General features: G+C 71.4%; 21 protein-coding genes and 2 pseudogenes. 11 read left to right on the forward strand and 12 right to left on the reverse strand.

Annotated elements, in window-relative coordinates:
• Positions 1–31: 31 nt before the first annotated feature.
• The gene (locus STRTUCAR8_RS20830; protein ID WP_199791695.1) at positions 32–1,360 is read right to left on the reverse strand and encodes an ABC transporter substrate-binding protein; all 1,329 of its coding nucleotides are present in this window, start codon (positions 1,358–1,360) and stop codon (positions 32–34) included.
• 455 nt (positions 1,361–1,815) lie between these two features.
• On the opposite strand from STRTUCAR8_RS20830, the pseudogene STRTUCAR8_RS54315 reads away from it, so the two are divergent.
• From STRTUCAR8_RS54315 to STRTUCAR8_RS20850, 5 genes and pseudogenes are all read left to right on the forward strand, one after another.
• Positions 1,816–2,099 (forward strand): annotated as a pseudogene (locus tag STRTUCAR8_RS54315) (class I SAM-dependent methyltransferase); the annotation flags it as partial.
• A gap of 393 nt (positions 2,100–2,492) precedes the next feature.
• Positions 2,493–2,891, forward strand: a complete 399-nt coding sequence (locus tag STRTUCAR8_RS20835; RefSeq protein ID WP_006377868.1) for a hypothetical protein — start codon at positions 2,493–2,495, stop codon at positions 2,889–2,891.
• A gap of 29 nt (positions 2,892–2,920) precedes the next feature.
• Positions 2,921–4,747: a GMC family oxidoreductase gene (locus STRTUCAR8_RS20840; RefSeq protein ID WP_044472572.1), complete on the forward strand. Its 1,827-nt coding sequence runs from the start codon at positions 2,921–2,923 to the stop codon at positions 4,745–4,747.
• 31 nt (positions 4,748–4,778) lie between these two features.
• Entirely contained in the window at positions 4,779–5,633 is an 855-nt protein-coding gene (locus STRTUCAR8_RS20845; RefSeq protein WP_006377871.1) for a hypothetical protein, read from the forward strand.
• A gap of 61 nt (positions 5,634–5,694) precedes the next feature.
• Positions 5,695–6,432 (forward strand): class I SAM-dependent methyltransferase, encoded by a 738-nt coding sequence (locus tag STRTUCAR8_RS20850; protein WP_006377864.1) that lies wholly within the window; start codon positions 5,695–5,697, stop codon positions 6,430–6,432.
• A gap of 24 nt (positions 6,433–6,456) precedes the next feature.
• On the opposite strand, the gene STRTUCAR8_RS20855 is transcribed toward STRTUCAR8_RS20850, so the two are convergent.
• Positions 6,457–7,737, reverse strand: a complete 1,281-nt coding sequence (locus tag STRTUCAR8_RS20855; RefSeq protein ID WP_044472573.1) for a multidrug effflux MFS transporter — start codon at positions 7,735–7,737, stop codon at positions 6,457–6,459.
• A gap of 168 nt (positions 7,738–7,905) precedes the next feature.
• On the opposite strand from STRTUCAR8_RS20855, the gene STRTUCAR8_RS20860 reads away from it, so the two are divergent.
• The 4 genes from STRTUCAR8_RS20860 to STRTUCAR8_RS20875 all read left to right on the forward strand — a co-directional run bounded on the left by STRTUCAR8_RS20860 (position 7,906) and on the right by STRTUCAR8_RS20875 (position 12,445).
• On the forward strand, positions 7,906–8,907 hold the full coding sequence (locus STRTUCAR8_RS20860) for a Gfo/Idh/MocA family protein (protein ID WP_006377861.1): 1,002 nt from the start codon (positions 7,906–7,908) through the stop codon (positions 8,905–8,907).
• Positions 8,907–9,701, forward strand: coding sequence for an SDR family oxidoreductase (locus tag STRTUCAR8_RS20865; protein ID WP_006377856.1), 795 nt, complete (start codon positions 8,907–8,909; stop codon positions 9,699–9,701). The genes STRTUCAR8_RS20860 and STRTUCAR8_RS20865 overlap by 1 nt, the downstream gene beginning before the upstream one ends.
• A gap of 469 nt (positions 9,702–10,170) precedes the next feature.
• Positions 10,171–11,661: an ABC transporter permease gene (locus tag STRTUCAR8_RS20870; RefSeq protein WP_006377860.1), complete on the forward strand. Its 1,491-nt coding sequence runs from the start codon at positions 10,171–10,173 to the stop codon at positions 11,659–11,661.
• A 94-nt stretch (positions 11,662–11,755) separates the two neighbouring features.
• Positions 11,756–12,445 (forward strand): ABC transporter ATP-binding protein, encoded by a 690-nt coding sequence (locus STRTUCAR8_RS20875; RefSeq protein WP_006377869.1) that lies wholly within the window; start codon positions 11,756–11,758, stop codon positions 12,443–12,445.
• 84 nt (positions 12,446–12,529) lie between these two features.
• On the opposite strand, the gene STRTUCAR8_RS20880 is transcribed toward STRTUCAR8_RS20875, so the two are convergent.
• Together STRTUCAR8_RS20880 and STRTUCAR8_RS20885 are read right to left on the reverse strand one after the other, a co-directional pair.
• On the reverse strand, positions 12,530–13,567 hold the full coding sequence (locus tag STRTUCAR8_RS20880; RefSeq protein ID WP_006377877.1) for an aldo/keto reductase: 1,038 nt from the start codon (positions 13,565–13,567) through the stop codon (positions 12,530–12,532).
• Between the two features lie 81 nt (positions 13,568–13,648).
• The gene (locus tag STRTUCAR8_RS20885; RefSeq protein ID WP_044472576.1) at positions 13,649–13,972 is read right to left on the reverse strand and encodes a hypothetical protein; all 324 of its coding nucleotides are present in this window, start codon (positions 13,970–13,972) and stop codon (positions 13,649–13,651) included.
• Positions 13,973–14,073: 101 nt separating this feature from the next.
• On the opposite strand from STRTUCAR8_RS20885, the gene STRTUCAR8_RS20890 reads away from it, so the two are divergent.
• Positions 14,074–14,631: a DoxX family membrane protein gene (locus STRTUCAR8_RS20890; protein WP_006377863.1), complete on the forward strand. Its 558-nt coding sequence runs from the start codon at positions 14,074–14,076 to the stop codon at positions 14,629–14,631.
• A 212-nt stretch (positions 14,632–14,843) separates the two neighbouring features.
• Here the strand turns inward: STRTUCAR8_RS20890 and STRTUCAR8_RS20895 are convergent, their stop codons facing one another.
• Genes STRTUCAR8_RS20895 through STRTUCAR8_RS48350 form a run of 8 tightly spaced genes read right to left on the reverse strand, consistent with a single transcriptional unit; the run spans position 14,844 to position 23,026 of the window.
• Positions 14,844–16,280 (reverse strand): NADase-type glycan-binding domain-containing protein, encoded by a 1,437-nt coding sequence (locus tag STRTUCAR8_RS20895; protein WP_044472574.1) that lies wholly within the window; start codon positions 16,278–16,280, stop codon positions 14,844–14,846.
• Positions 16,277–16,834 carry a phage tail protein gene (locus STRTUCAR8_RS20900; protein ID WP_006377855.1) on the reverse strand — a complete coding sequence of 186 codons (558 nt, stop codon included), beginning with the start codon at positions 16,832–16,834 and terminating at the stop codon, positions 16,277–16,279. Before STRTUCAR8_RS20900 ends, STRTUCAR8_RS20895 begins: the two co-directional genes overlap by 4 nt.
• A gap of 31 nt (positions 16,835–16,865) precedes the next feature.
• Positions 16,866–18,827, reverse strand: a complete 1,962-nt coding sequence (locus STRTUCAR8_RS20905; RefSeq protein WP_006377874.1) for a putative baseplate assembly protein — start codon at positions 18,825–18,827, stop codon at positions 16,866–16,868.
• Positions 18,828–18,833: 6 nt separating this feature from the next.
• Positions 18,834–19,277 (reverse strand): GPW/gp25 family protein, encoded by a 444-nt coding sequence (locus tag STRTUCAR8_RS20910; protein ID WP_006377867.1) that lies wholly within the window; start codon positions 19,275–19,277, stop codon positions 18,834–18,836.
• A gap of 18 nt (positions 19,278–19,295) precedes the next feature.
• Positions 19,296–21,200, reverse strand: a complete 1,905-nt coding sequence (locus STRTUCAR8_RS20915; protein ID WP_006377873.1) for a VgrG-related protein — start codon at positions 21,198–21,200, stop codon at positions 19,296–19,298.
• A complete protein-coding gene (locus STRTUCAR8_RS20920) occupies positions 21,200–21,934 on the reverse strand; it encodes a CIS tube protein (RefSeq protein WP_006377858.1) in 735 nt (244 codons plus the stop codon). Before STRTUCAR8_RS20920 ends, STRTUCAR8_RS20915 begins: the two co-directional genes overlap by 1 nt.
• A gap of 29 nt (positions 21,935–21,963) precedes the next feature.
• A complete protein-coding gene (locus tag STRTUCAR8_RS20925) occupies positions 21,964–22,389 on the reverse strand; it encodes a phage tail protein (protein WP_006377862.1) in 426 nt (141 codons plus the stop codon).
• A 55-nt stretch (positions 22,390–22,444) separates the two neighbouring features.
• Positions 22,445–23,026 (reverse strand): hypothetical protein, encoded by a 582-nt coding sequence (locus STRTUCAR8_RS48350; RefSeq protein WP_048818795.1) that lies wholly within the window; start codon positions 23,024–23,026, stop codon positions 22,445–22,447.
• Between the two features lie 1,969 nt (positions 23,027–24,995).
• On the opposite strand from STRTUCAR8_RS48350, the pseudogene STRTUCAR8_RS53735 reads away from it, so the two are divergent.
• Positions 24,996–25,426, forward strand: a pseudogene (locus STRTUCAR8_RS53735) (hypothetical protein); the annotation flags it as partial.

The following is a 25,426-nucleotide window of genomic DNA, read 5'->3' on the forward strand; positions in this document are numbered from 1 at the left end:
CTCCCCTTTCCCCACGGTGTCGGTCACCGGCTCAGCGGAGGGGCTCAAGTTCGCCTCCGCGCGGAATGTCACCGAAGGCGCCGTTGTCGACGATGACCGGCTCGACAGCGAACGTGCTGCCCCCTGTGGCCTTGCGCCACTGCCCCATGACCAGCGGCTCCGTGGACACGTTCTTCACCGGCCCGGACGTGAAGTCCAGCGGGCCGGCGACGGTGGTGAGTTTGGCCTTGCCGAGGGCGGCCGCCAGTTCCCCCCGGTCCTTGGGGTCGGAGGTCGCCTTCAGGGCGTGGACCGCGACCTCGAAGAGGGCCATGTTTGACCCGATGACCTGGTTCCACTGCTTGCCCGTCGACTTCTCGTAGTCGTCGGCCAGTTGCCGGGCGGTCTGGTCGGTGAGGGTGGACGTGAACGGGAACTCGGGCGACCACCAGAAGCCGGCGCTGAGGCCGTATCCGAGCGGGCCGAGCGCCTCGATCTGGGAGGGGAGGAGTCCGGTCTTGGCGATGGACGCGATGCGCGGCCGATAGCCCTGCTGCCGGGCCTGCTTCCAGAACGTGGCGAAGTCGGGCGGTAGCGGGAAGGTGTTGAAGATCTCCGCGTCCGCCTTCTTGAACGCCGCGATCTGCGCCGAGTAGTCGTTAGTCCCGTCCTCGTACGCCCCCGGGTCGACGATGGTGAACCCGCTCTTCGTCAGCTGCGGCCCGAGCCCCTGCCGGATCGCCTTGCCGTCGGGGTCGTTGGGCCACATGACGCCGACCCGCCGGTTGGTCTCCACCCCGCCCTTTGTCCACAGGGAGGTGTACGCGGCATGGAGTTCCGCGACGCCTATGAAGAAGTGGTAGGTGTACGTGAACGGCTTCTCGGGGGTGGCGCCGCGGCCGAAGTACCAGGCCTCCCACGGCACGGCGGTCGACAGGCACGGGATCTTGGCCGCCTCGCACGCGTCGGCGACGGGGTTGACCGTCTCCGGGGTGGAGGTGACGAGCATCAGATCGATCTTCTCGCTGTTGATCAGGTCGGCCGCGACCTGCGCGGCGGTCTGCGGATTCGACTGACTGTCGCGGTCGATGATCTCGACGGAGTACTTCTTGCCGCCGATCTTCAGCCCGTCCTTGAAGGTGGCGCGCAGTTTCTTCATCAGGAACGCGTTCGGCTCGCCGAAGCCCGCGGCCGGGCCCGTGCTGGGCGAGACATAGCCGATCCGGAGCACCGCGTCGGTCTGTGCCGAGGACTCCTTGATGCCACCGCAGGCGGTCAGCAGACCGCCCGCAGTGAACAGACCGGCGGCTCCGGCCGTCCCCCGGAGAACGGATCTTCGGGACAAACTGCCGTTCGCGGGTGTGTTCATGGATGCGCTCATACATGCCTCCGGGCACGTCGAGGGAGCACAACTGAGGGTGGGTGAGCTGTCGGGCACTGCCGGAACGGGGGGCTGAAGCCGCTGGGGAAGCCGGAGCCGGCAGCAGAAAGCGGTGGCGGGTTCCTTCGCGCCCCGGTAGGGCCGGGCGGCCAGCCCGATATCAGGAACCCTGATGATGACGACGATGATGCACATCGCGAAGCCGGATGACAAGGGTGTTGCCGAGACGCGTCGGACGCGCTCCTCGGGGTCCACTCGACCGGCCCTTCACGGAGGCGGATATGCCGCGGCGGCCTTGACGGGACCCGCTCAGCAGGCGTACTTCTTTCTCAGGTTTCCTGACATTCGCCCCTGCGCGGACCGCGCTCGACGCACGCCTCGGCCCCTCGATCCCGCATCACCTGCCCGTAACCGACAGGGAGGCGCGCACCCCCTGACCCCGATACCTTCGCCCCATGCCCGACGAGTGCTTCCGGCATCCCCGCCTCGCCGCGATCCACGACCCGCTCGACCCCGATCGCGGCGACCTGAACGCCTACGTCGGCATGGCGACGGAGTTCAAGGCGCACCACGTCCTCGACCTCGGCTGTGGCACCGGCGTGTTCGCACTGCTGCTCGCACTCCGGGGGATCGACGTGATCGGCGTCGACCCGGCCTCGCTCACCTGGACGTCGCCCGTGCCGAACCCGGTGCAGAACGCGGCCGTTGGATCCACGGCGACGCGACCACGCTGCCGCCGGAACCGTTGGAGTTCTGGGTTCAGACCGTGCCCCCGCTGGAGGCCGGGAGGCCAGACCGCCGATGGGGTGGCGCGCCCGCCTTGCGAGGCGTGTAGCACAACGCGCCCGCGCAGCGGGCTGCAACCCCGCCTCGCGCCAGGTCGGCAACCGCCTCGCCGGCATCCTCCACGACTGCCTCAAAAACCCGCATCAACTACAGCGAAGCAACCGCCCGGTCACACCACGCCCGCACCCCTGCCACTTGACCTCAAGCGACATGAAGTGTCCGAACCCACGCCCCACCCTGCCGTCCGAGCCGTGCGTCAGGCGTCAGTGCTCGCACTGGCGTGCGTTTCTGGCCATACACAGGCGGCACAGCATGGCCGGTGAGCCACAGGGGCACCGATGCCCTCGTGCAGACAACAGACGAGACGGCCGACTTCACGGTGCTGTCGCAGGAGTTGACCGGGTTCGACGCGGCGGCACTGCGGGGCACGGGACTCGCCGGGACATACCTGGCCGTGGCCGCCGAGCAACTGGGCCGGGACCGATTACGGCGGCTGCTGGAGGCTAGCGGAGGGCCGCTCGGTGAGCTGGACGACGACCTGCTCGGTGCCGCCCGCGCCCTCACTCTCCTCTGGTACACGGGTAGTTGGCCGGAACCGTCACCCTTCGTGGTGTCGGCGCGCGCCTACGCCGAGGGGCTGGTCTGGAAGGCGGCGGGACTCGCCGCTCCCGCCACCGCGCCGGGCGGATACGGGAGTTGGGCCGATTCCCCGTCATCCTCCCCTTCCCGGGCGGGCTCTCTGTGAGCCACGCGGCGAGCCACTCGGTGATCCCCATGGCGAGTCGCTACGACGTGATCGTCGTGGGTGCCGGGATCGCGGGCTCGATCGTGGCGAAGGAACTGGGCCGTCAGGGTCGCCGGGTCCTGGTCCTGGAGGCCGGGGAGCGCGTCACCGACTCCGCTCAGGGTCACCGTGAGGCCCTCGACCGTTACGCCACGGCAACCGCGAAGGTGCCGGGCTCCACCCACCGGCCCCACCCCACTGTCGGCTGGCCCGACGTCACCGACCTGACGGGCACCGAGGGTGTCCCGGGATTCCGTGCGGCCGGCCATCTGCTGCAGGACGGCCCGCTCCCGTACGCCAGCGGCTACCTCCGGGCCAACGGCGGCACCGGCAACGTCTGGACCGGCCTCGCCCCGCGCATGCTGCCGGAGGACTTCGACACCGAAGCCTTCGGATACGGGCGCCGCTGGCCGCTCACCTACAACGACCTGGAGCCCCATTACCGGGCAGCCGAAGGGGAGTTGGGGGTATCCGCTGATGCCGACGAGCAGCGCGAGCATGTCGGGCTCGCTTTCCCCGAGGGCTACGTCTTCCCCATGCGGGCCCTGCCCCCGAGCCACCTGGACAGTCTCCTCGCGGCGAGCCTCGACGGTCAGCGCGTCAAGGACCCGGTGACCCTGGACGAGGTCGAACTGAGGGTGGTCGGCACCCCGCAGGCCCGAAACAGCGTGCCGGACCCGGACTACGACGGCGGGCGCGGCTACGTTCCGCGCGGCGCCCACGGGCGGCCCGACCCTGCCAACCGGTGCGTGGGCAACGCGACGTGCATCCCGCACTGCCCCTCGTACGCGAAGTACACCCCGCTCAAGACGCAGGGACAATGGGGGAGTTCGGTCAGGCTCGTGGACCGGGCCGTGGTCAGCCGGGTGCTCGTCGACGGGAACGGGCGCGCCACGGGCGTGGAGTACCTCTCGTACGAGGGGCAGGCCGCACGGGTGCACGCCGATGTCGTCGTGCTCGCCGCGCACGCCATCGAGAACGCCCGGCTGCTTCTCCTGTCCCGGCTCGCCAACCGCAGCGGTCAGGTCGGCCGCAACCTGATGGACCACCCGGTGCTGCTCACCTGGGGCCTCATGCCGGAAGCGGTCGGCCCCTACCGCGGGCCGGGGTCCACCTCGGGCCTCGAGGGTTTCCGTGCCGGGCCGCAGCGGCGCGCGCGTGCGCCGTTCCGTATCGAGGTCGGCAACTGGGGGTGGGTGTGGGCCAAGGGCGCGGTCGACGGGGACGTCGCCCAACTCCTCTACGAAAAGGGCCTGTTCGGAGCTGAGTTGCGACGCGCCGTCGGCGACCGGGTGCGCCGCCAGTTCACCCTGCAGTTCGAGATGGAGCAGAGCGCCGACCCCGCCAACCGCGTCACACTCCACCCGCACGCACACGACCAGCTCGGTCTGCCCCACCCCAAGGTCACCTACGACCTGTCGGACCACGTCAAGGAGGGCATGGCCGCCGCCAAGCGCGCGTCCGACCAGATCTTCGCCCTGCTCGGTGCCGAGGACCACACCGACTACGCGCCCGCGGCGGCGTGGCCCGGCCGTTTCGAGCACAAGGGCCATCTCTACGGCTACCGAGGTGCCGGCCACGCCGCCGGCACCCACATCATGGGCGACTCCCCCGGCGTGTCGGTGGTCGACTCGTGGCAGCGGTGCTGGGACCATCCCGGCCTGTACGCCGTGGGCTGCGGCAGCATGCCCTCCGTCGCCACCTCCAACCCGACCCTGACGATGGCCGCCCTCGCCCTGCGCAGCGCCCAGCGCATCGAGGCCGACCTCGCCGAACGGGACCGCCCCGTCGCCCTCACCCCAGACGTTCCCGCCTAAGTCTGCGTACCAGTACCCCAGGAGTGCCCACATGAGCCCGCTGTCCCTGCCTCCCGTCGCCGAGCCCTTCCAACTCCCCTTCCACTACGGCGCGTTGCACAACATCGGTATCGACTGGCTCACCGAGGCGGAACCGGTCCGGGACCTGCTCGCCAAGCACCACCCCGCCCTGACCGCCGCCACCTTCGACGGCCGGGCCCTGGTCTCGCTCAACTACCAGCTCTACTTCGCGCAGTACGCGTTCGGCGGGGGCGTCACCCAGGAGATCGAGTACAACGTCATCGCCTTCCCGACGGCCCAGGCGGACCGGATCCCCGAGCTGACGTACGCGCAGTACGCGCAGGGCTGGGACCAGACGAAACTCCTCGGAATCGCCCGCATCCACGTCGTGTGCGACAACCCGTACGCCATCACGGCCGGACGCGAGCTGTACGCCGAGCCGAAGTTCCCGGGCTGGTTCGAGGTCGACCTGCCGTCCCTGAACGGTCCGGCGGGCGAGACCTGGACCGTGCACTGCAAGGACGCCGGAGTGGCGGACGACGACGCCCTGGTACGCAGGGACACACAACTGGTCTCCCTGACCGCCGAGTTGGACGGCCTGACGGCCGCTCCCGCCAACAACACCCCCATCACCGGCTACGGCACCGACACCGCCGGTCGGGCCCTGGCGGGCCCCATGAACGTCTACCAGCCCTACCGCTGGTACGACCTGAGCGCCCCGCACCACACCGACCGCGTACGCCTGACCGTCCACGCCCCCGACACGGACCTCGGCCGCGACATCCACCAACTCCTCGGCGACACCCCCGCCGCCGGCGCCTGGACCTACCAGTCACCCCCGGTGGCGGCCCACAACCGGCCCTACTATCTGGGCTCCCAGGGGTGAGGTCCCTCAGACCCCGTAATACAGAGGCCCGCGCACCCCCGCCCCCGATACCGTCGCCCCCATGCCCGACGAATGCTTCCGGCACCCCCGTCTCGCCGCGATCTACGACCCGCTGGACCCCGATCGCGGCGACCTGGACGCTTACGTCGCTGTCGCGGTCGAGTTCGGTGCTCGCCGGGTGCTCGATCTCGGCTGTGGTACCGGGGTGTTCGCGCTGCTGCTCGCGCGCCGGGGGATCGAGGTGGTCGGTGTCGACCCGGCTCTGGCGTCCCTCGATGTCGCCCGTGCCAAGGCCGGTGCCGAGCGCGTTCGGTGGGTCCACGGCGACGCGACGGGCCTCCCGGACCTCCAGGTCGACCTCGTGACGATGACGGCGAACGCCGCCCAGGAGATCACCGATCCACTCTCCTGGCAGCGGACCCTGCGGGGCGTCCACGCCGCGCTGCGTCCCGGTGGCCACCTAGTCTTCGAGAGCCGGGACCCGTCGAAGCGGGCCTGGGAGCAGTGGAACCGGGGCTCCTCGTATCGGGTGACGGAGATTCCCGAGGTCGGCGCTGTCGAGAGCTGGGTCGAGGTGACGTCGGTCAACGGGCCCCTGGTGACGTTCCGTTGGACCTTCGTGTTCGCCGCCGACGGTGCGGTGCTGACCTCCGACTCCACGCTGCGCTTCCGTGAACGGGAGGAGGTCGAGGCGGAGTTGCTCACCTTGGGCTACGAGGTGCGGGAGGTGCGTGACGCGCCCGACCGCCCCGGCCGGGAGTTCGTGTTCCTGGCCCGGCGGCCCGCGCGGACACCGTGAGTCGCCACCGTTCCGTACGAAGACTCAGCTCTCCGCTCGCTCCAGGGGCGTACGCCCCTGCCAGGGTCGGCACATGCCCACGAAGCAGCCGACCGCCACCAGGGCTGCCACCAACTGGACGACCGCCATCGGGACGGCCGTGTTCTCGCCGGCGATGCCCACCAGCGGGGAGGCGACCGCGCCGATCAGGAACGAGGTCGTGCCCAGGAGGGCGGACGCGGCGCCCGCTGAGTGGCGGGTACGCATCAGGGCGAGGGTCTGGGTGTTGGGCATCGCGAGGCCCATCGCCGACATCAGGACGAAGAGCGCGGCGGCCACCGGGAACAGGCCCGCCTCACCGAACACGCCCGTCGCCATCAGCAGCAGTGCCGCCGCCGAGACGGTGATGACGGCGAGGCCCACCGCCAGCACCTTGTCCATCGACACCCGGCCGACCAGCACCTTGCCGTTGATCTGCCCGACGATCACCAGCCCGACCGAGTTGACGCCGAACAGCAGGCTGAAGGTCTGCGGGGAGGCACCGTAGATCTCCTGGATCACGAAGGGGGACGCGGCGATGTACGCGAACAGGGCCGCGAAGGCGAAGCCGCCCGCCAGGACGTAGCCGGTGAAGACCCGGTCGGCGAGCAGGGTGCGCATGGAGCGCAGCGCCTCGCCGACGCCGCCGGCGTGCCGGTCGGCCGGGTCGAGGGTTTCGGGGAGGCGGAACCAGACCAGTACCGCCAGGGCGGTCCCGACCACCGTGAGGACGACGAAGACGCCCCGCCAGTCCGTCACGCGCAGGATCTGGCCGCCGATGAGCGGCGCGATGATCGGGGCGACCCCCGAGATCAGCATGAGGGTGGAGAAGAAGCGGGCCATGGCCACGCCGTCGTACAGGTCCCTGACGACGGCCCGGGCGATGACTATGCCGGCCGAGCCCGCCAGTCCCTGGACCAGCCGGAAGACGACCAGGAACTCCAGGCTGGGCGCGAGGCCGCACAGGACAGTGGCGACGACGTACACCGCGAGGCCCGCCAGCAGGGGGCGTCGGCGGCCCCATCGGTCGCTCATCGGGCCTATGAGGAGCTGGCCGAGGGCCATGCCGGCCAGGCAGGCGGTGAGGGTCAGCTGGACGCTCGCGGCGGGGGCGTGCAGGGAGGTCGTGACCTCGGGGAGGGACGGGAGGTACATGTCCATCGCCAGCGGGGGCGTCGCCGTCAGCCCGCCGAGGATGAAGGTGACGAGGAGGCCGGTACGGCGGAGGGAGCGGACGGGGCGAGGGCGGACTTTCGGTGTCTCCGGCTGTCCCTGGGGACTCTTCATGTCTCCCTGGGGACTCTTCGCGTCCCGCGTGGTTCGGCCACGCTCGGGCATACGCCCTCCCTTTTCGAGTAATCCGCCACCTATGCTCTCAGCTCGTACAGGCGGTTCGTACATTCCGTTCGTACAGAGTGTTCGAGGTAACAGAGGTCACAGGAACTAGGGGCTGGCATGTCGGCTGAGCGCGTGCGGTGGGGAATTCTGGCTACGGGAGGGATCGCGGCGGCGATGGCCGCGGACCTGGTGGATCTGCCGGACGCGGAACTCGTCGCCGTCGCCTCGCGGAGCGAGGCCTCGGCGAAGGCGTTCGCCGAACGGTTCGGGATCCCCCGGGCCTACGGCGACTGGGCGTCGCTGGCCGAGGACGCCGACGTCGACGTGGTGTACGTCGCCACTCCGCACTCGGCGCACCGGGCCGCCGCCGGCCTGTGCCTGGAGGCCGGGCGGAACGTGCTGTGCGAGAAGGCGTTCACGCTCAACGCGCGGGAGGCGGAGGAACTGGTCGCGCTGGCGAAGGAGCGCGGCGCCTTCCTGATGGAGGGAATGTGGACCTACTGCAACCCGGTCATCCGGCGACTGAAGGCACTGGTCGACGACGGGGCGATCGGTGACGTACGGACCGTGCAGGCCGACTTCGGCCTGGAGGGGCCCTTCCCGCCCTCGCACCGGCTGCGTGACCCGGCGCAGGGCGGTGGGGCGCTGTTGGACCTGGGCGTGTACCCGGTGTCGTTCGCGCAGCTGCTGCTCGGGGAGCCCGACGGCATCTCGGCGAGAGCGGTGCTCTCCGACGAGAACGTCGATCTCCAGACGGGAGCGCTGCTCTCCTGGGAGAGCGGCGCTCTCGCTTCGGTGCACTGCTCCATCGTCGGCGGTACCTCCACCAGCGCGTCGGTGACCGGTTCGAAGGGCCGGATCGACGTACCCGGCGGGTTCTTCTTCGCGGACCGGTTCGTGCTGCACCGCGACGGCCGTGATCCCGAGGAGTTCGTCGCCGCCCCCGACCACGGCGCCCGCAACAGCTTCCGGCACGAGGCGACCGAGGTGATGCGCGCCCTGCGGGCCGGTGAGACCGAGTCGCCGCTCGTCCCGCTCGACGGCACCCTCGCCGTGATGCGCACGATGGACACCATCCGCGAGCAGATCGGCGTCCGCTACCCCGGCGAGGCCCGCTGATGGCCGAGGGACGGTCGACGGACGCCGAGCAGTCGACGACCGCCGAGCGGGGGAAGGTCGCGGTCGTCACCGGTGCCGGTTCCGGTATCGGGCGGGCGGTCGCCCTCGAACTGCTCGGCGCGGGCTGGTCGGTGGCGCTCACGGGCCGCCGTACCGAGCGGCTGGAGGAGACGGCCACCCTCGCGCCCGGCGGTGCCTCGCTCGTCGTACGCGCCGATGTGGCCCGGCCCGACGACGTGGCCGCCCTGTTCGCGGCCGTGCGGGAGCGGTTCGGGCGGCTCGACCTGCTGTTCAACAACGCGGGGACGTTCGGTCCCGGCGGAGTGGCGGTCGAGGATCTGGCGTACGAGGCGTGGCGGCACGTCGTGGACACCAACCTCAACGGGGCGTTCCTGTGCGCGCAGGCGGCGTACCGGCAGATGAAGGAGCAGGATCCCCACGGCGGCCGGATCATCAACAACGGGTCGATCTCCGCGCACACGCCCCGGCCGCACTCGGCGCCGTACACGGCGACCAAGCACGCGCTGACGGGCCTGACCAAAGCGTTGGCGCTGGACGGACGGCCGTACCGCATCGCGGTGTCCCAGATCGACATCGGGAACGCGGCGACGGACATGACCGCGCGAATGCAAACGGGCGCTCTACAGGCGAACGGAGAGACGGCTCCGGAGCCGGTCATGGACGTGGCGGACGTGGCACGCACCGTGCGGCACATGGCGGAGCTGCCACTTGAGGCGAATGTGCAGTTCGCGACGGTTCTGGCGACCGCGATGCCCTACGTGGGGCGCGGCTGAGGGTGTCTCGCGCAGGCATTCGAAGTCTCAACCTGCACAAACGGAATTGATTGCTCCGTAGCGTTCGGGCCGGTCGCAGGCATATGCTCAACACGCCTTCTCCACCAGAGATTCACACTTGAGGCTCTGGGGTTCCGGTAGTGCGAAACGGACCAAACCGAGGGGGGAAGGCGACAGCCGCTCCATGGCGCAACCGGGTGGGGGTGGACTTCGCGTGGGACCGCGAGGTACGCACCGGGTCGTGGAGCGGCTGTCGTGTGCTCCGGCACACGAGCGCCACGGGCCACGCGGCGCGCCTTGATCGCCGTCGTCGTGGCACGGCTTAATTGTTCGTGATTGTTTCGGCCCCGCTTTCTCAGGCCCCGCACATCGTTTACCCAGTTCCCCACAAAGGTTCCTCCCTAGCTTGTGGCAGCGCCCACAGTGGGCGTCGTCCGCAGGCGGGCGCCAAGAACCTTTGGGGAACTGGATGTTTGGCATCTATCTCAAGCGCGAGCTGAGCCGGCGCAAGAAGGCGGCTCTGGTCATCGCCATGGGTCTGGCGCTCGGTATCGCGCTGGTCATCACCGTCAACTCGGTGTCGGCCGGCATGCAGCAGGCACAGGACAAGGTCCTGCAGTCGCTGTACGGCCTCGGCACCGACATGACCGTCACCAAGGCCAGATCGGCGCCCACCGGCAACCAGTCGGGCCGGCCGAGCTTCGACTTCGACGCCAGCTCGAACGACTCGACCGAGACGCAGAGCAGTGACCGCGTGACGACCCAGGGCGGGCAGACGCTGAAGTCGGCGCTGGTCACCAAGGTCGCCGCCCAGAAGGGCGTGGCCACGGCAGTCGGCGCGCTGAGCCTCAACGTCACCAAGGTCGACGGCTCCTTCACCCAGGGCAAGGCGAAGACCGACACATCCTCGTCGTCGTCCTCCTCTTCCTCCGGTCAGCAGGGCGGGCCCGGCGGCGGCCAGAGCGGCAACTCCGGCAGCACCGCCCCGCCCCAGATCCAGGGCGGCGGCGCCTCGTTCGACGTCAACTCCTACTCCGTCACAGGCGTCGACGTGACGAACCAGGAGCTCGGCCCGCTCGCCACCTCGACGATCACCAGCGGCAAGACGTTCACGACGGCGCAGACCGACGCGAAGGTCGCGGTACTCAGCAAGTCGTACGCCAAGGAGAACAAGTACACGGTCGGCAAGACCCTCACGATCTCCGGTACGAAGTACAAGGTCATCGGCATCGCGACGCCCGAGAGCAGCGACTCCACGACCGACGTCTACCTGCCGCTGAAGCAGGCGCAGACCCTCGGCGACTCCGCGAACCTGGTCTCCACGATCTACGTCCAGGCGACCGACTCGAAGCAGATCGACACCGTCAAGTCGACGATCCAGAAGAACATCTCGGGTACGACCGTCACGACCTCCGCCGACCTCGCGGAGACCGTCTCCGGCTCCCTGTCCACCGCCTCCAACCTCGCGACCAGCGTCGGCAAGTGGCTGTCCATCGCCGTGCTCGCGGCGGCGTTCCTGGTGGCCGCGCTGCTCACCTCCTCGGCCGTGTCCCGGCGGGTGCGTGAGTTCGGCACCCTGAAGGCGCTGGGCTGGCCCTCGCGCAGGGTGACCCGGCAGGTCGTCGGCGAGTCCATGGTGAACGGTCTGCTCGGCGGCGCGCTCGGTATCGGCATCGGCCTGGCGGCGGCGTACGCGGTGACCACGTACAGCCCCAAGCTGACCGCGCAGCTCGGCAACACCGGTGGTGGTGGCGGCATGGGCGGCGGCCCCGGTGGCGGCGGCCCGGGTCAGCAGTCGGCTGCGAACACGATGGAGATCGCCCTGTCGGCGCCCGTCTCCCTCACCACCATCGCGCTCGCGGCGGGCCTCGCCATCACCGGCGGTCTGATCGCCGGGGCGATGGGCGGCTGGCGCGCCTCGCGGATGCGCCCGGCGGACGCTCTGCGCAGCGTGTCGTAGACCTGCTGGTTCCCCCTCCCTCCGGTTCCGCCGGTCCCCGGTTCCCCGGACATCCCCTCCCCTGGCCCAATTCCCGTACGTCACGGAGTCGTTCATGTACAAGCTCACCGGTGTCACCAAGAGATACACGCGGGGCAAGGAGACGGTGGAGGCGCTGCGCGGCATCGACCTCGTCATCGAGGACGGCGACCAGCTCGTCATCCAGGGTCCCACCGGCGGCGGCAAGTCCACCCTCCTGCAGATGATCGGCGGCCTGGACCGGCCGACCGAGGGCAGCGTCGAGCTGGACGGTGTCGATCTCGGATCCATCAGCGAGGCCAAACTGACGCGGCTGCGCGCCGAGAAGATCGGCATCATCTTCCAGGCGTTCAACCTCATCCCGACGCTGACCGCGCAGGAGAACGTCGAGACGGCCCTCGTGCCGCTCGGTGTGAAGCCCGCCGAGCGGCGCGAGCGGGCGGCCGAGGCGCTGCGCTCGGTCGGTCTCGGTGACCGTCTGGCCCACTCGCCGACCGAGCTGTCCGGCGGTCAGCAGCAGCGGGTGGCCATCGCCCGCGCCCTCGTGAAGAAGCCGAAGGTGCTGCTCGCGGACGAGCCCACCGGCAACCTAGACGAGGGCACGCGCGACGACATCATGACGCTGCTCGAAGGGCTGTGGCGTGAGCACGGGCTGACCTTCGTCCTGGTCACCCACGACTCGTCGATCGCCCGCCGCGCACCCCGTGTGGCGACCATCAAAGCTGGTCTGCTGACGGTCACTGAGCAGGATCAGTACGTCAGCTGAGCGCACCGCGGGACAGGAAGTTCCTCGGCTGCGGGCCGGTGGGGGCTAGTCGCGCAGTTCCCCGCGCCCCTTGGGTTGGGCCGCTCACCGCCCGAGCAGCTGGTCGATCTCGGCCAACTGCGCTGCGGTGAGCGGCCCTTTCGCCATCGCGCCGGCGTTCTCCTCGGCCTGCGCGACGGACCGGAAACCAGGGATGGGGACGGTACGGGGGCTGCGCGCCCACAGCCAGCCGAGGGCGCCCTGGGCGAGCGTACGGCCGCCGCTGGTGAGGACGGAGCGGAGCGCGTCGACATGCGCCAGCCAGTCCGGGTCGGCGCCCGCACCGGCGGTGAAGCCCGGCAGCCAGGCGGGCGGCGCGCTACGGATGTCCCCCGCTTCGAGCGCCTGCCCGGCGGCACGCTTCCCCGTCAGCAGCCCCATGGCGAGCGGGCTCCGGTTGATGCTGGCGATCCCCGACTCCTCGCAGAGGGCGAGCATTTCGGGCGCGTCCTGCACGACGTTGAGGCAGTGCTGTACGGCCGCGCAGTGCGGCCCCTCGGCGAAGAGGGCGGCGCGGGCCGGGTCGTCGGTGCTCCAGGCGTAGGCCCGGATGAGCCCCTCGGTCACCAACTCCTCGCACACGTCCCGGAGTTGGGCAGCAGCGTCCAAGTCGCCTTCGGACAGGTGCAGTTGGTACAGGTCGACGTGGTCGGCGCCGAGGCGTTCGAGGGAGGCGGTGAGGGCGCGGCGGACGTACCCGGGGCTGTCGTCCTGGCCGTCCGCGATCCGGGTCCGCTCGTCGAAGAGGTTGCCCCACTTGGTGGCGATCACGACATCCGAACGGTGCTTGCCGAGGGCCCGGCCGAGGACGCGCTCACTGTGTCCGGTGCCGTAGACGTCGGCCGTGTCGAAGAAGGTGACGCCCAGGTCGAGGGCGCGCCGGACGGCCCGTACGGACTCGTCGTCGTCGACCTTGCCCCAGCCGAGGGGCTGGCCGTCCGGGGCGCCCCACTCTCCGCCGATGGCCCAGCATCCGAAGCCGAGGGGGCTGACCTCGATGCCACTGCGGCCCAGGGTGCGGTTCGCGAAGGCCTGGGTGGTGCCTGTGCTGTCCGTGCTTCCTGTGCTGTGCGTGGTCTCCATGGCTCAGGACAGTAGGAGTTGGAGCCCACTTCAGCGCAAGGGGGCAGGGCAGGAGGACATGGCGGCGACTTCCGCGACCGGTCAGGCCTGGCCCGTCTCGAAGCGGAGGATGCGGCCGTCGTCGACGGTGAAGCTCCACTTGGTGCGCATCTCGCCCCAGGTGTCGTTGCTGTAGTTGGCGACGAGGACGCGGCCCTCCCTCGACTCGTTCGCGACGTCCATGTGTCCGTGGGAGGAGAAGATCTCGCGCTCGCTCCAGTCGGCGAGGTCACGGTCGGAGCCGTCGTCGGACATGGTCGCGCCGGGGGCCAGTACGGCCTCGAAGGCCTCGCGGTCGTGCGCGTTCACGGCGTTGACGAAGGCCCGGACGGCCGGGTCGCTGAGCTTGGCGGTCTGAATCGTCATGCCGGTCACACTGGCACCGCCCCCGGGCACCCGCCACCCGAACGGCAGGCACGGACGGCCCCCTCGGGTGCGGTGGGCGTGATCGGTGCGACGGTGGAGGCATGACCTGTGACGACCGATACGACCGGCGTGACCTGGGCCTGCTGCTGCTCCGTCTGGGGACGGGCGGGGTGCTGGCGGCGCACGGCGCGCAGAAGCTGTTCGGGTGGTTCGGCGGGCACGGCCTCGAAGGCACCGGCGCCTTCATGGAGTCCGTCGGCTACGCGCCCGGGAAGGCCAGCGCCACGGCGTCGGGCCTCGCGGAGACGGGCGGCGGCGCGCTGTTGGCGCTGGGCCTGGCGACTCCGGCGGCCGGCTCCGCGGCGGCGGGCGCGATGGTGGGTGCCACCGCTGTGCACGCGCCCAACGGGTTCTTCAACGCGGGCGGCGGCTACGAGTACGCCGCGACCCTGGGCCTCGCCGCCGCGGGCCTCGCCGTGACGGGCCCGGGCCGGCTCTCCCTGGACCACGCGCTGGGCCATGTACTGGACCGCGGCTGGATGGTCCCGGCGGCCCTCGCCGGAACGGCCGCGGTCACGGCGGTGGTCGTGGGGGCACGGAACCGCCGCGTCCGGGAGCGTCAACAGGGCACGCAGGAAGCGCTGTTCGAGGAGGAGTAGGAGAAGTTGGAGGAGCAGAAGGACGGAGTGACAGGGAGGTCGGCGAGGTCGCCCGGGCGGTGAGCGGGGCGACCGGCCAGAACCCGCGCGGGGCGCTCCGCCGGCTGTGCGGTTCCTCTGCTGCGGGCCGGTATGGGCTTGTCGCGCAGTTCCCCGCGCCCCCGCGGGGCGCGGCTCCGCGCCCGCCTCGACCGGCCCCCCTGCTCGGCCGGTCAGGAACCGTTCGCGTTGGACCGGCCGAAGAACTCGATCTCGGCGATGGCCACCTGCTTGTCGCCGGACGCGGCGTGCGCCGAGAGGATCACGAAGCGTACGGAGATGACGGAGCCGACGCGGAAGGCCCGGGTCTGGGCGCCCGCGCCCTGGTCGAGGTTGAGGATGCGGGTCGTCTTCTTTCCGTCGGCGGTGGTGATCTGGGCCTCGACGCGCTTCGGGAGCGCCGACTCGGAGAGCGTCTCGGCGCGGGCGGAGACGCCGGGCGTGATGAGGACGTCCAGGAGACGGGTGGGCTCGGCGAAGCGGGCCTCGATCCACTGGCCCTCGCCGGACTGGGTGACGCCGGGGCCCCACCAGGTGTTGCTCCGCTTGTCGAAGGCCAGTTCGGGCTTGTGGCCGGGGTAGGAACGGGACGCGGTGACCTTGTCCGGGTCGGCGGGGGCGCGCTTGGCGAAGTGGTCGCGTACACCGTTCACCGCGTCGCCGAAGTTCATGACCGCAGCGATCAGAAGGGTCAGCACGAGCGCGCCGACGATCCAGTTCCAGATCCGGCCGAAGCCCCGGCGCAGTCGCGGACGGTCCCCCGCCCACGGGGTCTCGCCGCCCCGCAGGTCCAGCAGTCGTCGCCACCACGGAAGCCGCCGGCCGGGCTCGTCGCCGCCCTGGGCCGACAACGGCATGGCGCAGCGTCCGCAGAAGTGCCGGTCGGGCATGTTCGGGGTCGCGCACCAGGGGCACGGCAGGCCGCCCTGTACGCCGGGTTCCCGGCCCGGGGTGCGGACCTGCGGGCGGTCGGCGGCCGGGAGGCCGGGCAGCACCGGTGCGACGGACGGCTCGGGGGCGGCCCGGGGTTCGGGATCGGAGACCGGCACGAGCAGGGACCTGGCGCGGGCCGCGGTGTCGTCCGGCTCGGGGGCCGGAGCGGGGGCGGGTGTGGACGCGGGCACGGGGGTGTTCTCCCCGGGGGGTACGGCGGGCTGGGGCAGGGTGTCCGCGTCGGCGCCCCGGGGCGGTTCGGGGGCGGCGGGGGCCGGCCGGGGTGAGGGGGCGGGTGCGGGTGCGGGTTCGTCCAGCCGGGCCAGGGCGGTGCGGGGCACTACGGTGCCGCCGGGACCCGAGCGGGAGAACGCGTCCCAGCCGGGAGCGGGAGTGTCGGCGCTGCCCGACGGGCCGCCGCCGGACCTCGTCTCCTCGCGCACGCACGCCGCCACAGCGGGCTCCCCCGCCGGAACGGTCACGGGATCGCCGGCCCCCGCACCCCTGGCGGAACGCGCCCGGCTCTCCTGGCCGGCCCTTCCCTCCCCCGCTTCCCGTCCCTCGCGGTCCGCCCGCTCCTCGCGGTCGGACCAGCTCAGCACCGCCCCACAGGCGTCGCAGAAGGACTGGCCGGGCTCCGCCCGTGTTCCGCATTCGGCGCAGCTCTGGCTGGTCATCTTTCCGGGGTCCTTTCGGCGACGGTCACCTTGACCGTGTAGGGCATGTGGGCGGGGCGGGCCGCGGCGACGAGGCTGTCCAGCCGGTGTTCGTCCGCGGGTGTCGGGTCGGGCAGCCGCAGGGCGACATGCAGATGGGGGCGTGGGTCGCCGGGGACGGGTCCGAGGGGCCGGGCGTGCCAGTCGGCGCCGCCGCTCTCGGTGATCTCCGGGACCACCCCGAAGGCGAGCCGTACGGCCTCGGACAGGCCGCGCCGGGTGCCTCGTACGCGGTGCAGATACGCGGCGGCGGCGACGGCGGCGCGCAGCCGGTCCTCCGGTTCGGTGCCGTCGATCTCGGCGCCGACCCAGCTGCCGAGCCAGCGCGTGAAGTCGAGGGGGGCCAGGGACGGGGTGAAGTAGGAGTCGAGACAGTCGAGGGCGTTGAGAATCGGCGCGACGACGTCGTCGAGCCCGCCGACGAACCGCTGGGCCAGGTCGTCGTCGGCGAAGACCGCCGGGAGCATCGCGCCGATGGGCGCGGAGGAGCCGAGTCCGTCGATGGAGCCTCTCAACTGGCCCTCCGTGCTTGCTGGTTCAGCTTCCTCATGCGTTGTCCCCGATGACCCGCACCCGGTGGTCGAAGGAGAAGACGAGGGAGGGCGGGGCGAGGTCGATACGGTTCGTCGCCTCGCCGCGCTTGCCGGTGAGCGGGTCGGCGGGATGCAGCTGCACCTCGTCGACCAGTTCGACGCCGGGGACGCGTTGCAGGACCGCGAACACCTCGCCGGACTGCACGGGACGCCCGAAGGGCCAGCCCTTGCCGTCGGCGCCGCCGGTGAGCGGATCGAGGTGGCGGTAGAGGGCGTCGTGCGCCTTCCGGCGTACCCGGTCCGTGTCGACGCCCCGGAAGGCGTGCACGGTCGCGACGACGGTGACCCCCTGGTAGAAGGGCGGCCCGACCGCCAACCGCGTCCCGATCAGGCGCCGTTCGTCGAGATAGCGGGTGATGCGCTGCAACAGGGTGTCACCGGGGACGAGTTGCTCGAAGCGCAGCCGTCCGCCGGGGTCGGGTACGGCCTGCGGTACGACCAACACCCTTACGGCGTAGGCCCCGTGCTCGCCCTCGGCGCCCTCCAGGCAGGTGATGCGGGCGGTCTCGGGGGCGGCGCGGCGGGCGAGTTCCTCGTAGTCCCGCAGGGTGACGGCACGTTCCTGGGCGCGCAGGGTGATCGGCGCCCTGACCTTGGCCTCCTCGACGGTCTCCCCGTCGACCCCGCCGCGCGCGGCCTCCCGGTTGACGACTTCGGAGACGTACGGGATCGAGCTGCGCAGCACCTGTACGGCACCCCGGGCGACGTTGCCCCCCTTGCCTCCGCCGGTGCGGTAGCGGCGGGCGCGCAGGACCGCGCCCTTGGGCGGGACGGCTCCGTACTGGCGCAGGGTGCCGTCGGGTTCGCGGACGGCGGGGCCGAAGGCGATCTCGCCGGTCGCGGCGTCGAGGGTGAGGTGGCGGTCGTCGGGGGCGGAGGCGGAGAAGTGCGGGACGACCTGCCAGTCCGTCCACCCCTCGGGTCCGGCGGCGGACTGGAGGAGTACGGGCGGGTCGTCGCCGACGACGGGCGAGTTGGCCAGTCGCAGCCGCTGCCCGGGCAGGCCGGTGGACTCGCCGAGGGCCTCGTCGTACACGGTGTCCGCGTGGACCGCACGCGTGGTGCCGCCCATGGTGAAGGCCTCGGCGGACCGGATGGTGGGTGAAGTGGTGTAGAAGGGCTGGTTGTTGAGGGGTTCGGTGACCCGGCAGCGCAGCCAGCCGGCCTCCCGGCCGCCGGTGCGGGAGAGGGTGTGGCCGCCGGGGACGTGCAGGACGACGTCGCCGGGCCGGTTGAGGCCGCCGGTGCCGTCCCGGTGGACCTCGCAGGCCGCCCAGCCGTCCTCGGTCCACGCCTCCCAGACGAGCGGCGGCTGGCGCGGGTCGACGCCGACGCCGTCGACGCGGCTGTCGAGGTCGAGGGCGACCGCGCAGTGCGGTACGGCCGCGCTCAGCCCGAACAGCATGCAGTCACCGGAGCTCGGGGCCTCGGCGAAGCAGAGCACGTCCTTGCCCTCGGTGAGGTCGGCGGTCCGGTCGGCGACGGGAGCGCCGTCGTTCTGTACGACGAGGTGCTGCAACTCGCAGGGCACGAGGGCGAGTTCCCGTTCCGTGGCGAAGACGACGGCTTCCTCGCTCTCGGTGCGGAGCGTGGCCGCCTCGGTCCCCGGCGGCAGCAGCACCGTCTCCTCCTGGGGCGCCGACAGCCAGAACGTCACGTCCGTGCGGGCGGCCGAGGGTGGGAAGAGGGTGATGCCGACGAGGTCGAGGAAGGCGAGGTGGTTCTTCTCCGGGACGCGGTTGAGGCGGTAGACGATCTGGTCCGCCATGTGCGCGACCGTCTCCACGAGGGTGACGCCGGGGTCGGAGACGTTGTGGTCGGTCCACTCCGGGGCGCGCTGCTGGATGTAGCGCTTGGCGTCGTCGACGAACTGCTGGAAGCGGCGGTCGTCAAGGTTGGGTGAGGGCAGGGCCATCGGTGATCAGCGGTCGCTTTCAGGGGAGTTGCCCGTGTCGCCGGACGCGCCGGGCTCCTCGTGGGAGGGGATGACGTAGAAGGGGAAGACGAGACTGCGCGGGTTGTTGGTGCCGCGGATCGAGTAGCGGACGTCGATGAACAGGACGCCCTGTTCGGCACCGGCGGTGACCTCGACGTCGTCGACCTCGATGCGCGGCTCCCAGCGGTCGAGGCTGGAGTACACCTCGTGCTGGATACGCCCGGCGGTGGCCTCGTTGACCGGCGCGAACACCAGGTCGTGGATGGCGCAGCCGAATTCGGGCCGCATCGGGCGCTCCCCGGGCGCGGTGGCGAGGACGAGCCGGATGGCCTCCTCGACCTCCCGTTCCCCGCTGACGAGGGCGATGCCCCCGGTGGGCCCGATGCGCAGCGGGAACGCCCACCCGGAACCGACGAACTGCTCGGCCATCTTCGTAACCCACCTGCCTTACGGGATCGGATACGGCTTGTTGTTGACCGTGACCAGGCCGTTCAGCATGACGCTGATGGCGCGAATGCCCACGTTGGCAACGGAGTTGATCTGAATGGTGCCGGTCGTGCTGATGCTCGCCGCGCCGGCCGCCTTGAGGCTGAGGGCGCCGAGCGCGTCCACGTTGACCGCGCCCCCGAGGGACTTGAGGCTGACGATCCCGCGCCCCTGGAGGTTGAGGATGCCGCCGCTCCTGATGTTGACGGCCCGGCGCGCGCTCAGCGTCAGATCGGTGCCGGCGTCCACGGACACGGAGGTGCCGCCCTTGATGCTGACGGAGCCCTTGCTGTCCACGGTGATCTCGGTCTTGGTTCGGTCGAGGTTGATGGTCAGCCTGTCGTCGCCGCTGGCGACGCGCACACCCTGTTTACGGAGACCGGTCTGCTGGCTGAGCAGATCGATCCGGTTGCCGTCCCGGTCGGACAGGGTGTGCCGGATGGCTTTCCCCTTCAGCGGCTCGTGCAGCTTCACGTCCTTGACCGCGGTCGGCTTGTCCCGCCCGTTGTAGAGCCCGCCCACGACGAACGGATGGTCGAGTGCCCCCCGGTCGAAGGAGACGAGCACCTCGTCCCCGACGTCGAGCGGGAAGATCCCGCCCCCGCCCTTCCCGCCCAGCTGTACGACCCGCGTCCAGTCACTCACGTACGCGTCGTCCAGCCAGGGGAACTGAAGCTTCACCCGCCCCTGCTTCAGGGGGTCCTGTACGTCTGTGACCAGCGCGTTCGCGACGCCGGGCAGCCTGGGCGCGGTGGTCGCGGCGTCGCCGGAGGTGAGGCCGAACAGGGAGCGCCACTGGCGTCCGCTGACCGTCACGAGGGTCTCGTAGTGGTCGCCGTCGCCGAAGACGTGCCGTACGGACGTGCAGGTGTACTTGCCCTCGAAGGGCTTGCCGACCTTCGCCAGGGTCACCGGAATCCCGGGACGCAGTTTCGGATTCCCCCGCACGGTGATCTCCAGCTCGGCGAAGGCGGAGGCGACGTCGTCGGCGAGGGCGTCGGCCGCGAACTTGACCTCGGACTGACGGTCGTACGGCGTGTCGGTCTCGACGAGCACGCCCGCCTTGAAGGGCGCGGAGGCCTTCTTCGGGGTCGTGCCGATGCCGATGAGCGGGGTGCTCCCGGCCGGTGCGGTGGCGGTGAGCGCCTTCTTGGTCGTGACGTCCCAGCCTCGGGCCTGGACCTTGGCGATCTGGTCGGCGGAGGTGACGGCCGCCCGGCAGCGCAGGATGTCGACACCGCCCTCCAGCAGGTAGGGGCTCCTCTCACCCGGAGTACTGACCGGCGGCGCCCCGGACGCGGGGTCGGGCTTGACGAACTGGAACTTCCCCTCGGCGTCCAGGGACATGACCATCTCGTTCTCGTCGGCGAGCCGCGCGAGAAAGTCCCAGTCGGTCACGTTGGCCTGGCTGATGAAGTCGTAGACGGTCTTGGTGGTCTGGATCTTCCCGACCTGAACTCCCGCCGTGGCGACGACCTTTCGGACGATGTCCGAGGCCGTCTGGTTACGGAAGGCGGCCACCCGGCTCTGCCGCATCAGCCGGTGACCGGCGTCGTAGCCGCGGATGACGGTGAAGGTGCCGGTGCCGTCGTAGTCGGTCTCCATACCGGTGACCTCGCCGGTGATCAACGGGTCGGCGGCGCCCTTGCCGGCGGCAACGGGCGCCAGAATCACGGGAGTTCCGAACTCGACTTTGAGCTCGCCGAGGACCAGGTGTTTCGGGTCGCGGAAGGTGATCCGGAAGGCCCCGGGCACCCCGGCCCCCAGGTCGACCCAGCCGCCGACAAGCAACGGGGCGATGTCGTCGGGCAGTTTGGCGCCCCCGACCTTGACGCTGATGGAGCTGGAGAAGGTGATCTGGACCATCAGGCGCTCGCCTCCTCCGCCGCCGGGAGGATGAGTTGGAGCCCGGTCGGCAGCCTGCCCGGGTCGTCGATGCCGTTGCGCTCGGCGATGGCCCGCCAGGCGGTCGCGTCCCCGTACTCCCGCCAGGCGAGCGACTGCAACGAGTCCCCGGCGACGACCCGGTGCACGCGCTGCGCGGTGAGCGCGCCCGACGTCGGGTTCTGTCCCTTGGTCTTGCTGGGAATCTCGTGCAGATGCACCTGGCAGGTGGCCCGGATGGGCACACCGGTCGTCCCGAAGAGGCTGTAGGTCGCCTCCACGGAACTGACGTACGCCGTGAACCGCGCGGTCGAGAACGACCCCCACTCGAAAACGACCCAGGGCGTCGACGACTGATTGGCCGCGATGCTCTTGGCGGTCGTCTCACAGCAGGAGAAGAGCGCCTCGACTTTCTTCAGCACGCTGTTGCTGCTCGGGTCGTCGGACGAGTCGAGGAAGATCTCGACGGTCATCTCGCGCGGCAACGGCCCCTGGAACTCCGGCAGCGAGCCGTCCCGGACAGCCGCCGTGGGAGTGGTCTTCCACTGTGCTCGGCGGCTGAGCGACAGCTGGGAGGGGTTGAAGTCGAAGCTGAAGTTCTTGATGAGCCCGCCGGGTGTGGTGCTGTAGCCGATCGGCGGCTCGTGAATGGCGAGCGTGGCCCGCACCAGGCTCTTCCCGGCACCGCCCTTGCCACCCTTGCTTCCCTTGGCCATGTGGTTCCTGCCTCTTCCCGTCCGCTCATTCAGTCCGTGAAGCCGTGGTGGGTGATCTCCAGGACCTCCGTGGCGACGCCCGGGTTCGCGGGGTCCAGGGAGGGGCCCTGCCAGCTCACGGGCAGTACGTCGATGAGCCCCCAGCGCGCCACCTCCGAACCGTCGGCGCGCAGCGCGGCGATCTGGGCGGTGGGCCGGGTGACTCCCGTGGTCACACTCGAGATCCAGGCGGCCACCTTGGAGGTGTCCGGCGTCAGCGGCCGGGTCAGCCGGATGTTCGAGAACGTCACCCGCGACGGAAGCGCCCACACGAACCCGTTGTTGCCGCCCTCCTGGTGATGCTCGATCTCCACCGCGGACGACAGGCCCTCGCACCCGTTGAAGTACCCGAGGCTTTCGCCGTCGATGGTGAGGGTGAAGAAGATCGTGGAGCCCGGGTCGGTATCGGTGGACATCGGGGCCTTTCAACTGACGTGTGGAGGTGAGGTGCGGACTTGTTCGTGCGCTGGTCTAGCGACGGGGGTCGCGGAGTTTTCCGATGCGCTCACGGTCGAGACGCAGTTCGGTACGGACCTTGCGGGTGACCCTGTCGATCAGACGGTGGGTGAGTTCGTCGAGCTGGTGGTCGTTGAGCTCCCTGACTTCGAAGGGAGGCGGGGGTTCGCACTCCATCCACTCGGTCTGCTGCGTCTGTTCGGCCTGCTGGGTCTGCCGCGACTTGGCTTGCGTCGCGGGCTGTGCGGCCTGGGGTGCGGGTGCGGCCCTCCGCTGGATACGGACGACGGAGGGTGCCGCTGGGACGACGGGCTGTGCGGGGGCGGCGCCGGTCATCGCCGGGCGCGGCGGAGTCGGCGAGGGGGCGTGCCCGCGCTGTACGGGGGTGCCGGCGCCGGTGCTGTGCGACACCGGCGCCGGCAGCGGAGCGGAGGCGGGCGAGTGACGCACGGGGGTCACGACCGGCTGCCCTACGACGGGCGGCGCGGAACGCCTCAGGGGGGCGGCCTTGGGGGCGACGGGGAGCGCCTGTGCGGGGCGGGCGGCTCGGGGCGGGGCGGGGAGGGAGGTGGTCAGGGGGTGGGCGGAGGAGAGCACGCGCTGTATCTGCGGAGGGCCGGGGCGCTCGAGTCGTACGGCGGCGGGGCGGGCTGGGGGTGCGGAATGTACGGGGGGTGCAGGGGTCGGGTGAGGTACGGGAAACGCGTGAGGTACGGGGGCTTCGTTCGGCACATTCGGCACGTTCGGCGCCGGGTGGGTCGGCGGGGCCGGGTGGGTCGGCGGGGCCGGGTGGGTCGGCGGGGCCGGGGTCGGCACGGGCGCGTTGACTTGGGATGCGGCAACTGGGTAGCCACGTACGGGTGTTGCGGGTGCCTGGGGTGCCGCGACGGCACGCTGGATCGGCACGCCGGGGGCGGGGAACGGCGCCGGTGGGACAGGGGTGCGTGTGCTCGCTGTGGGGCCGGCGGGGCTGGTTCCGGTGGCACCCGGGGGCGTTGACGCGGCGGGGCGCCTCGCCAAGGGGGACGCGTCTGCGGGCGGTGCGGAGAGCGGGGCTCCCAGGGCCGTACGCCGACGGGGCGTACTCGGTGTCGGGGTGGCGGGCGCGGGGGTGGGCCCCGTTGCGTGCCGGGGTGCTGTGGCAGCTGTTCGCTGGATCGGGGCGGCCAGTCCGGACAGGGGCTTGTGCTGGGCGAGGGGTGCGGTGCGTGTGACCGGGCTCGGCGTGGGGCGGGAAGGCGCCTCGGGGGACGCGGCCGGGTTCACGTCATGGTGAGGGGCCGCCTGCGGGGCGGCGGGCGTCGTGGTGGCGGACGCGGTGTCCGAGGGTCGGGCTGTGCCGGCGTGCGGTGGCGCCTGGGTGGAAGTCGGCAACACGCTTCGAGTGACGGGGGTGGCGGCGCGCGGGGCGCCGGGCGCCGCTGGGCCGGATGCCTGCGATGCGGAAGTACGCGTCGGGGGCGCCGAGTTGGCGGGTCGCCTGTCGGCGGACGGCGACTGCGGGAGGAGGGCGCCGGACGCCGGGGGCGGGTTCACGGAAGCGGTGAGCGGGGTCGTGTCGGGGGTTGCCGGGGTCGCAGGAGCGGCCAATCGCTGCACGACGGGAACCGGGCTCCCGGGCGTAGTCGCCGGTCCCACGGGGGCGGCGGTCCGACCCGTCGAGGTAGCCCCTTGTCGCACCGACGCCGGGCTCGCGGAAGCAGCGACCGGGGCCGCACCGGTGGGCGCCGGTCCCCCAGGGGTGGCCGCTGGCCCCGGCGGAGTGCCGACCCGCTGCGCGGAAGCCGGATTCGCGGGTACAGCGGCCGAGCCCGCAGGACTGGCCGCCGGTCCTGTCGGCGCGGCAACTCGCTGCGCCGACACCGGGCCCACTGAACGGGTGACCGGGCTCGCGGGAGCAGCAGCCTCTTCCACGGGGGTGGCAGCCGGTCCCGCCGGTGCAGCGACTCGCCGCACCGACACCGGGCCCACTGAACGGGTGACCGGGCTCGCGGGAGCAGCAGCCTCTTCCACGGGGGTGGGGGTGGTGGCCGCCGGACCCGCCGAGGCGGCAACCCGCCGCACCGGCGCCGGGCTCCCAGAGGCAGTGACCGGGGCCGCAGAGGGGGTCGCCGGCCCCGCCGGTGCAGCGACTCGCCGCACCGACACCGGGCCCACTGAACGGGTGACCGGGCTCGCGGGAGCAGCAGCCTCTTCCACGGGGGTGGGGGTGGTGGCCGCCGGACCCGCCGAGGCGGCAACCCGCCGCACCGGTGCCGGGCTCCCAGAGGCAGTGACCGGGGCCGCAGAGGGGGTCGCCGGTCCCGTCGGAGCGGCAACTCGCTGCACCGGCGCCGGACTCGAAGAAGCACCGACCGGCGCCGCAGGCGTGGCCGTCGGCCCCACCGAGGTGGCCGCTCGCTGCACGGGCGGGTTGCCTCCCGCAGTCGGACCGACCTGGGCCGGGGCGGCTGAGGACCCCGAAGGCGTGATGCCCGGGCCGCATGGTGTCGCGGTAACCGGGCTCACCGGGACGGCAGTTGACATCGTCGGAGCAACGGTCCGCTGAACCACCGGCGTAGACGGCGTGCCGGAGACCCGGGACGCCTCAACCGGCCTCACCGGCACGCCAGTTGTCGTGTTCGAGACCTTCGGCGTCTGCACAGCGGCCGAGCCCGGCGACGAAGACGCGGGTCCCTGCCCCGGCGACACCGTGGATGCCGGAACAGAACCCCCGGACGCAGCAGCAACCGGCCCTGTCGGGCCGACGCCGGATACCGCAGAAGTGGTCGGCGAGCCCGCAGAGGCGGTGCCCTCACCGGACGGCGCGGCAACATGCCTCACCGGCACGGCAGTTGACCGAGCCGACGCGGCAGACCTCTGCACGGCAGCCGTATCCGTCGCCGCAGGTGCAGGACGGGGCAGCGCGACCGAATCCGACGCCCGGGGAGCCCGCTGGACGGACGCGGCACCCGGACCCGAGGAAGCCGCAGTCGGTCGTACGGGAGGAGTGGCGGA

Origin of the sequence: Streptomyces turgidiscabies Car8, assembly GCF_000331005.1 — a bacterium.
Classification (GTDB): Bacteria; Actinomycetota; Actinomycetes; order Streptomycetales; family Streptomycetaceae; genus Streptomyces; species Streptomyces turgidiscabies.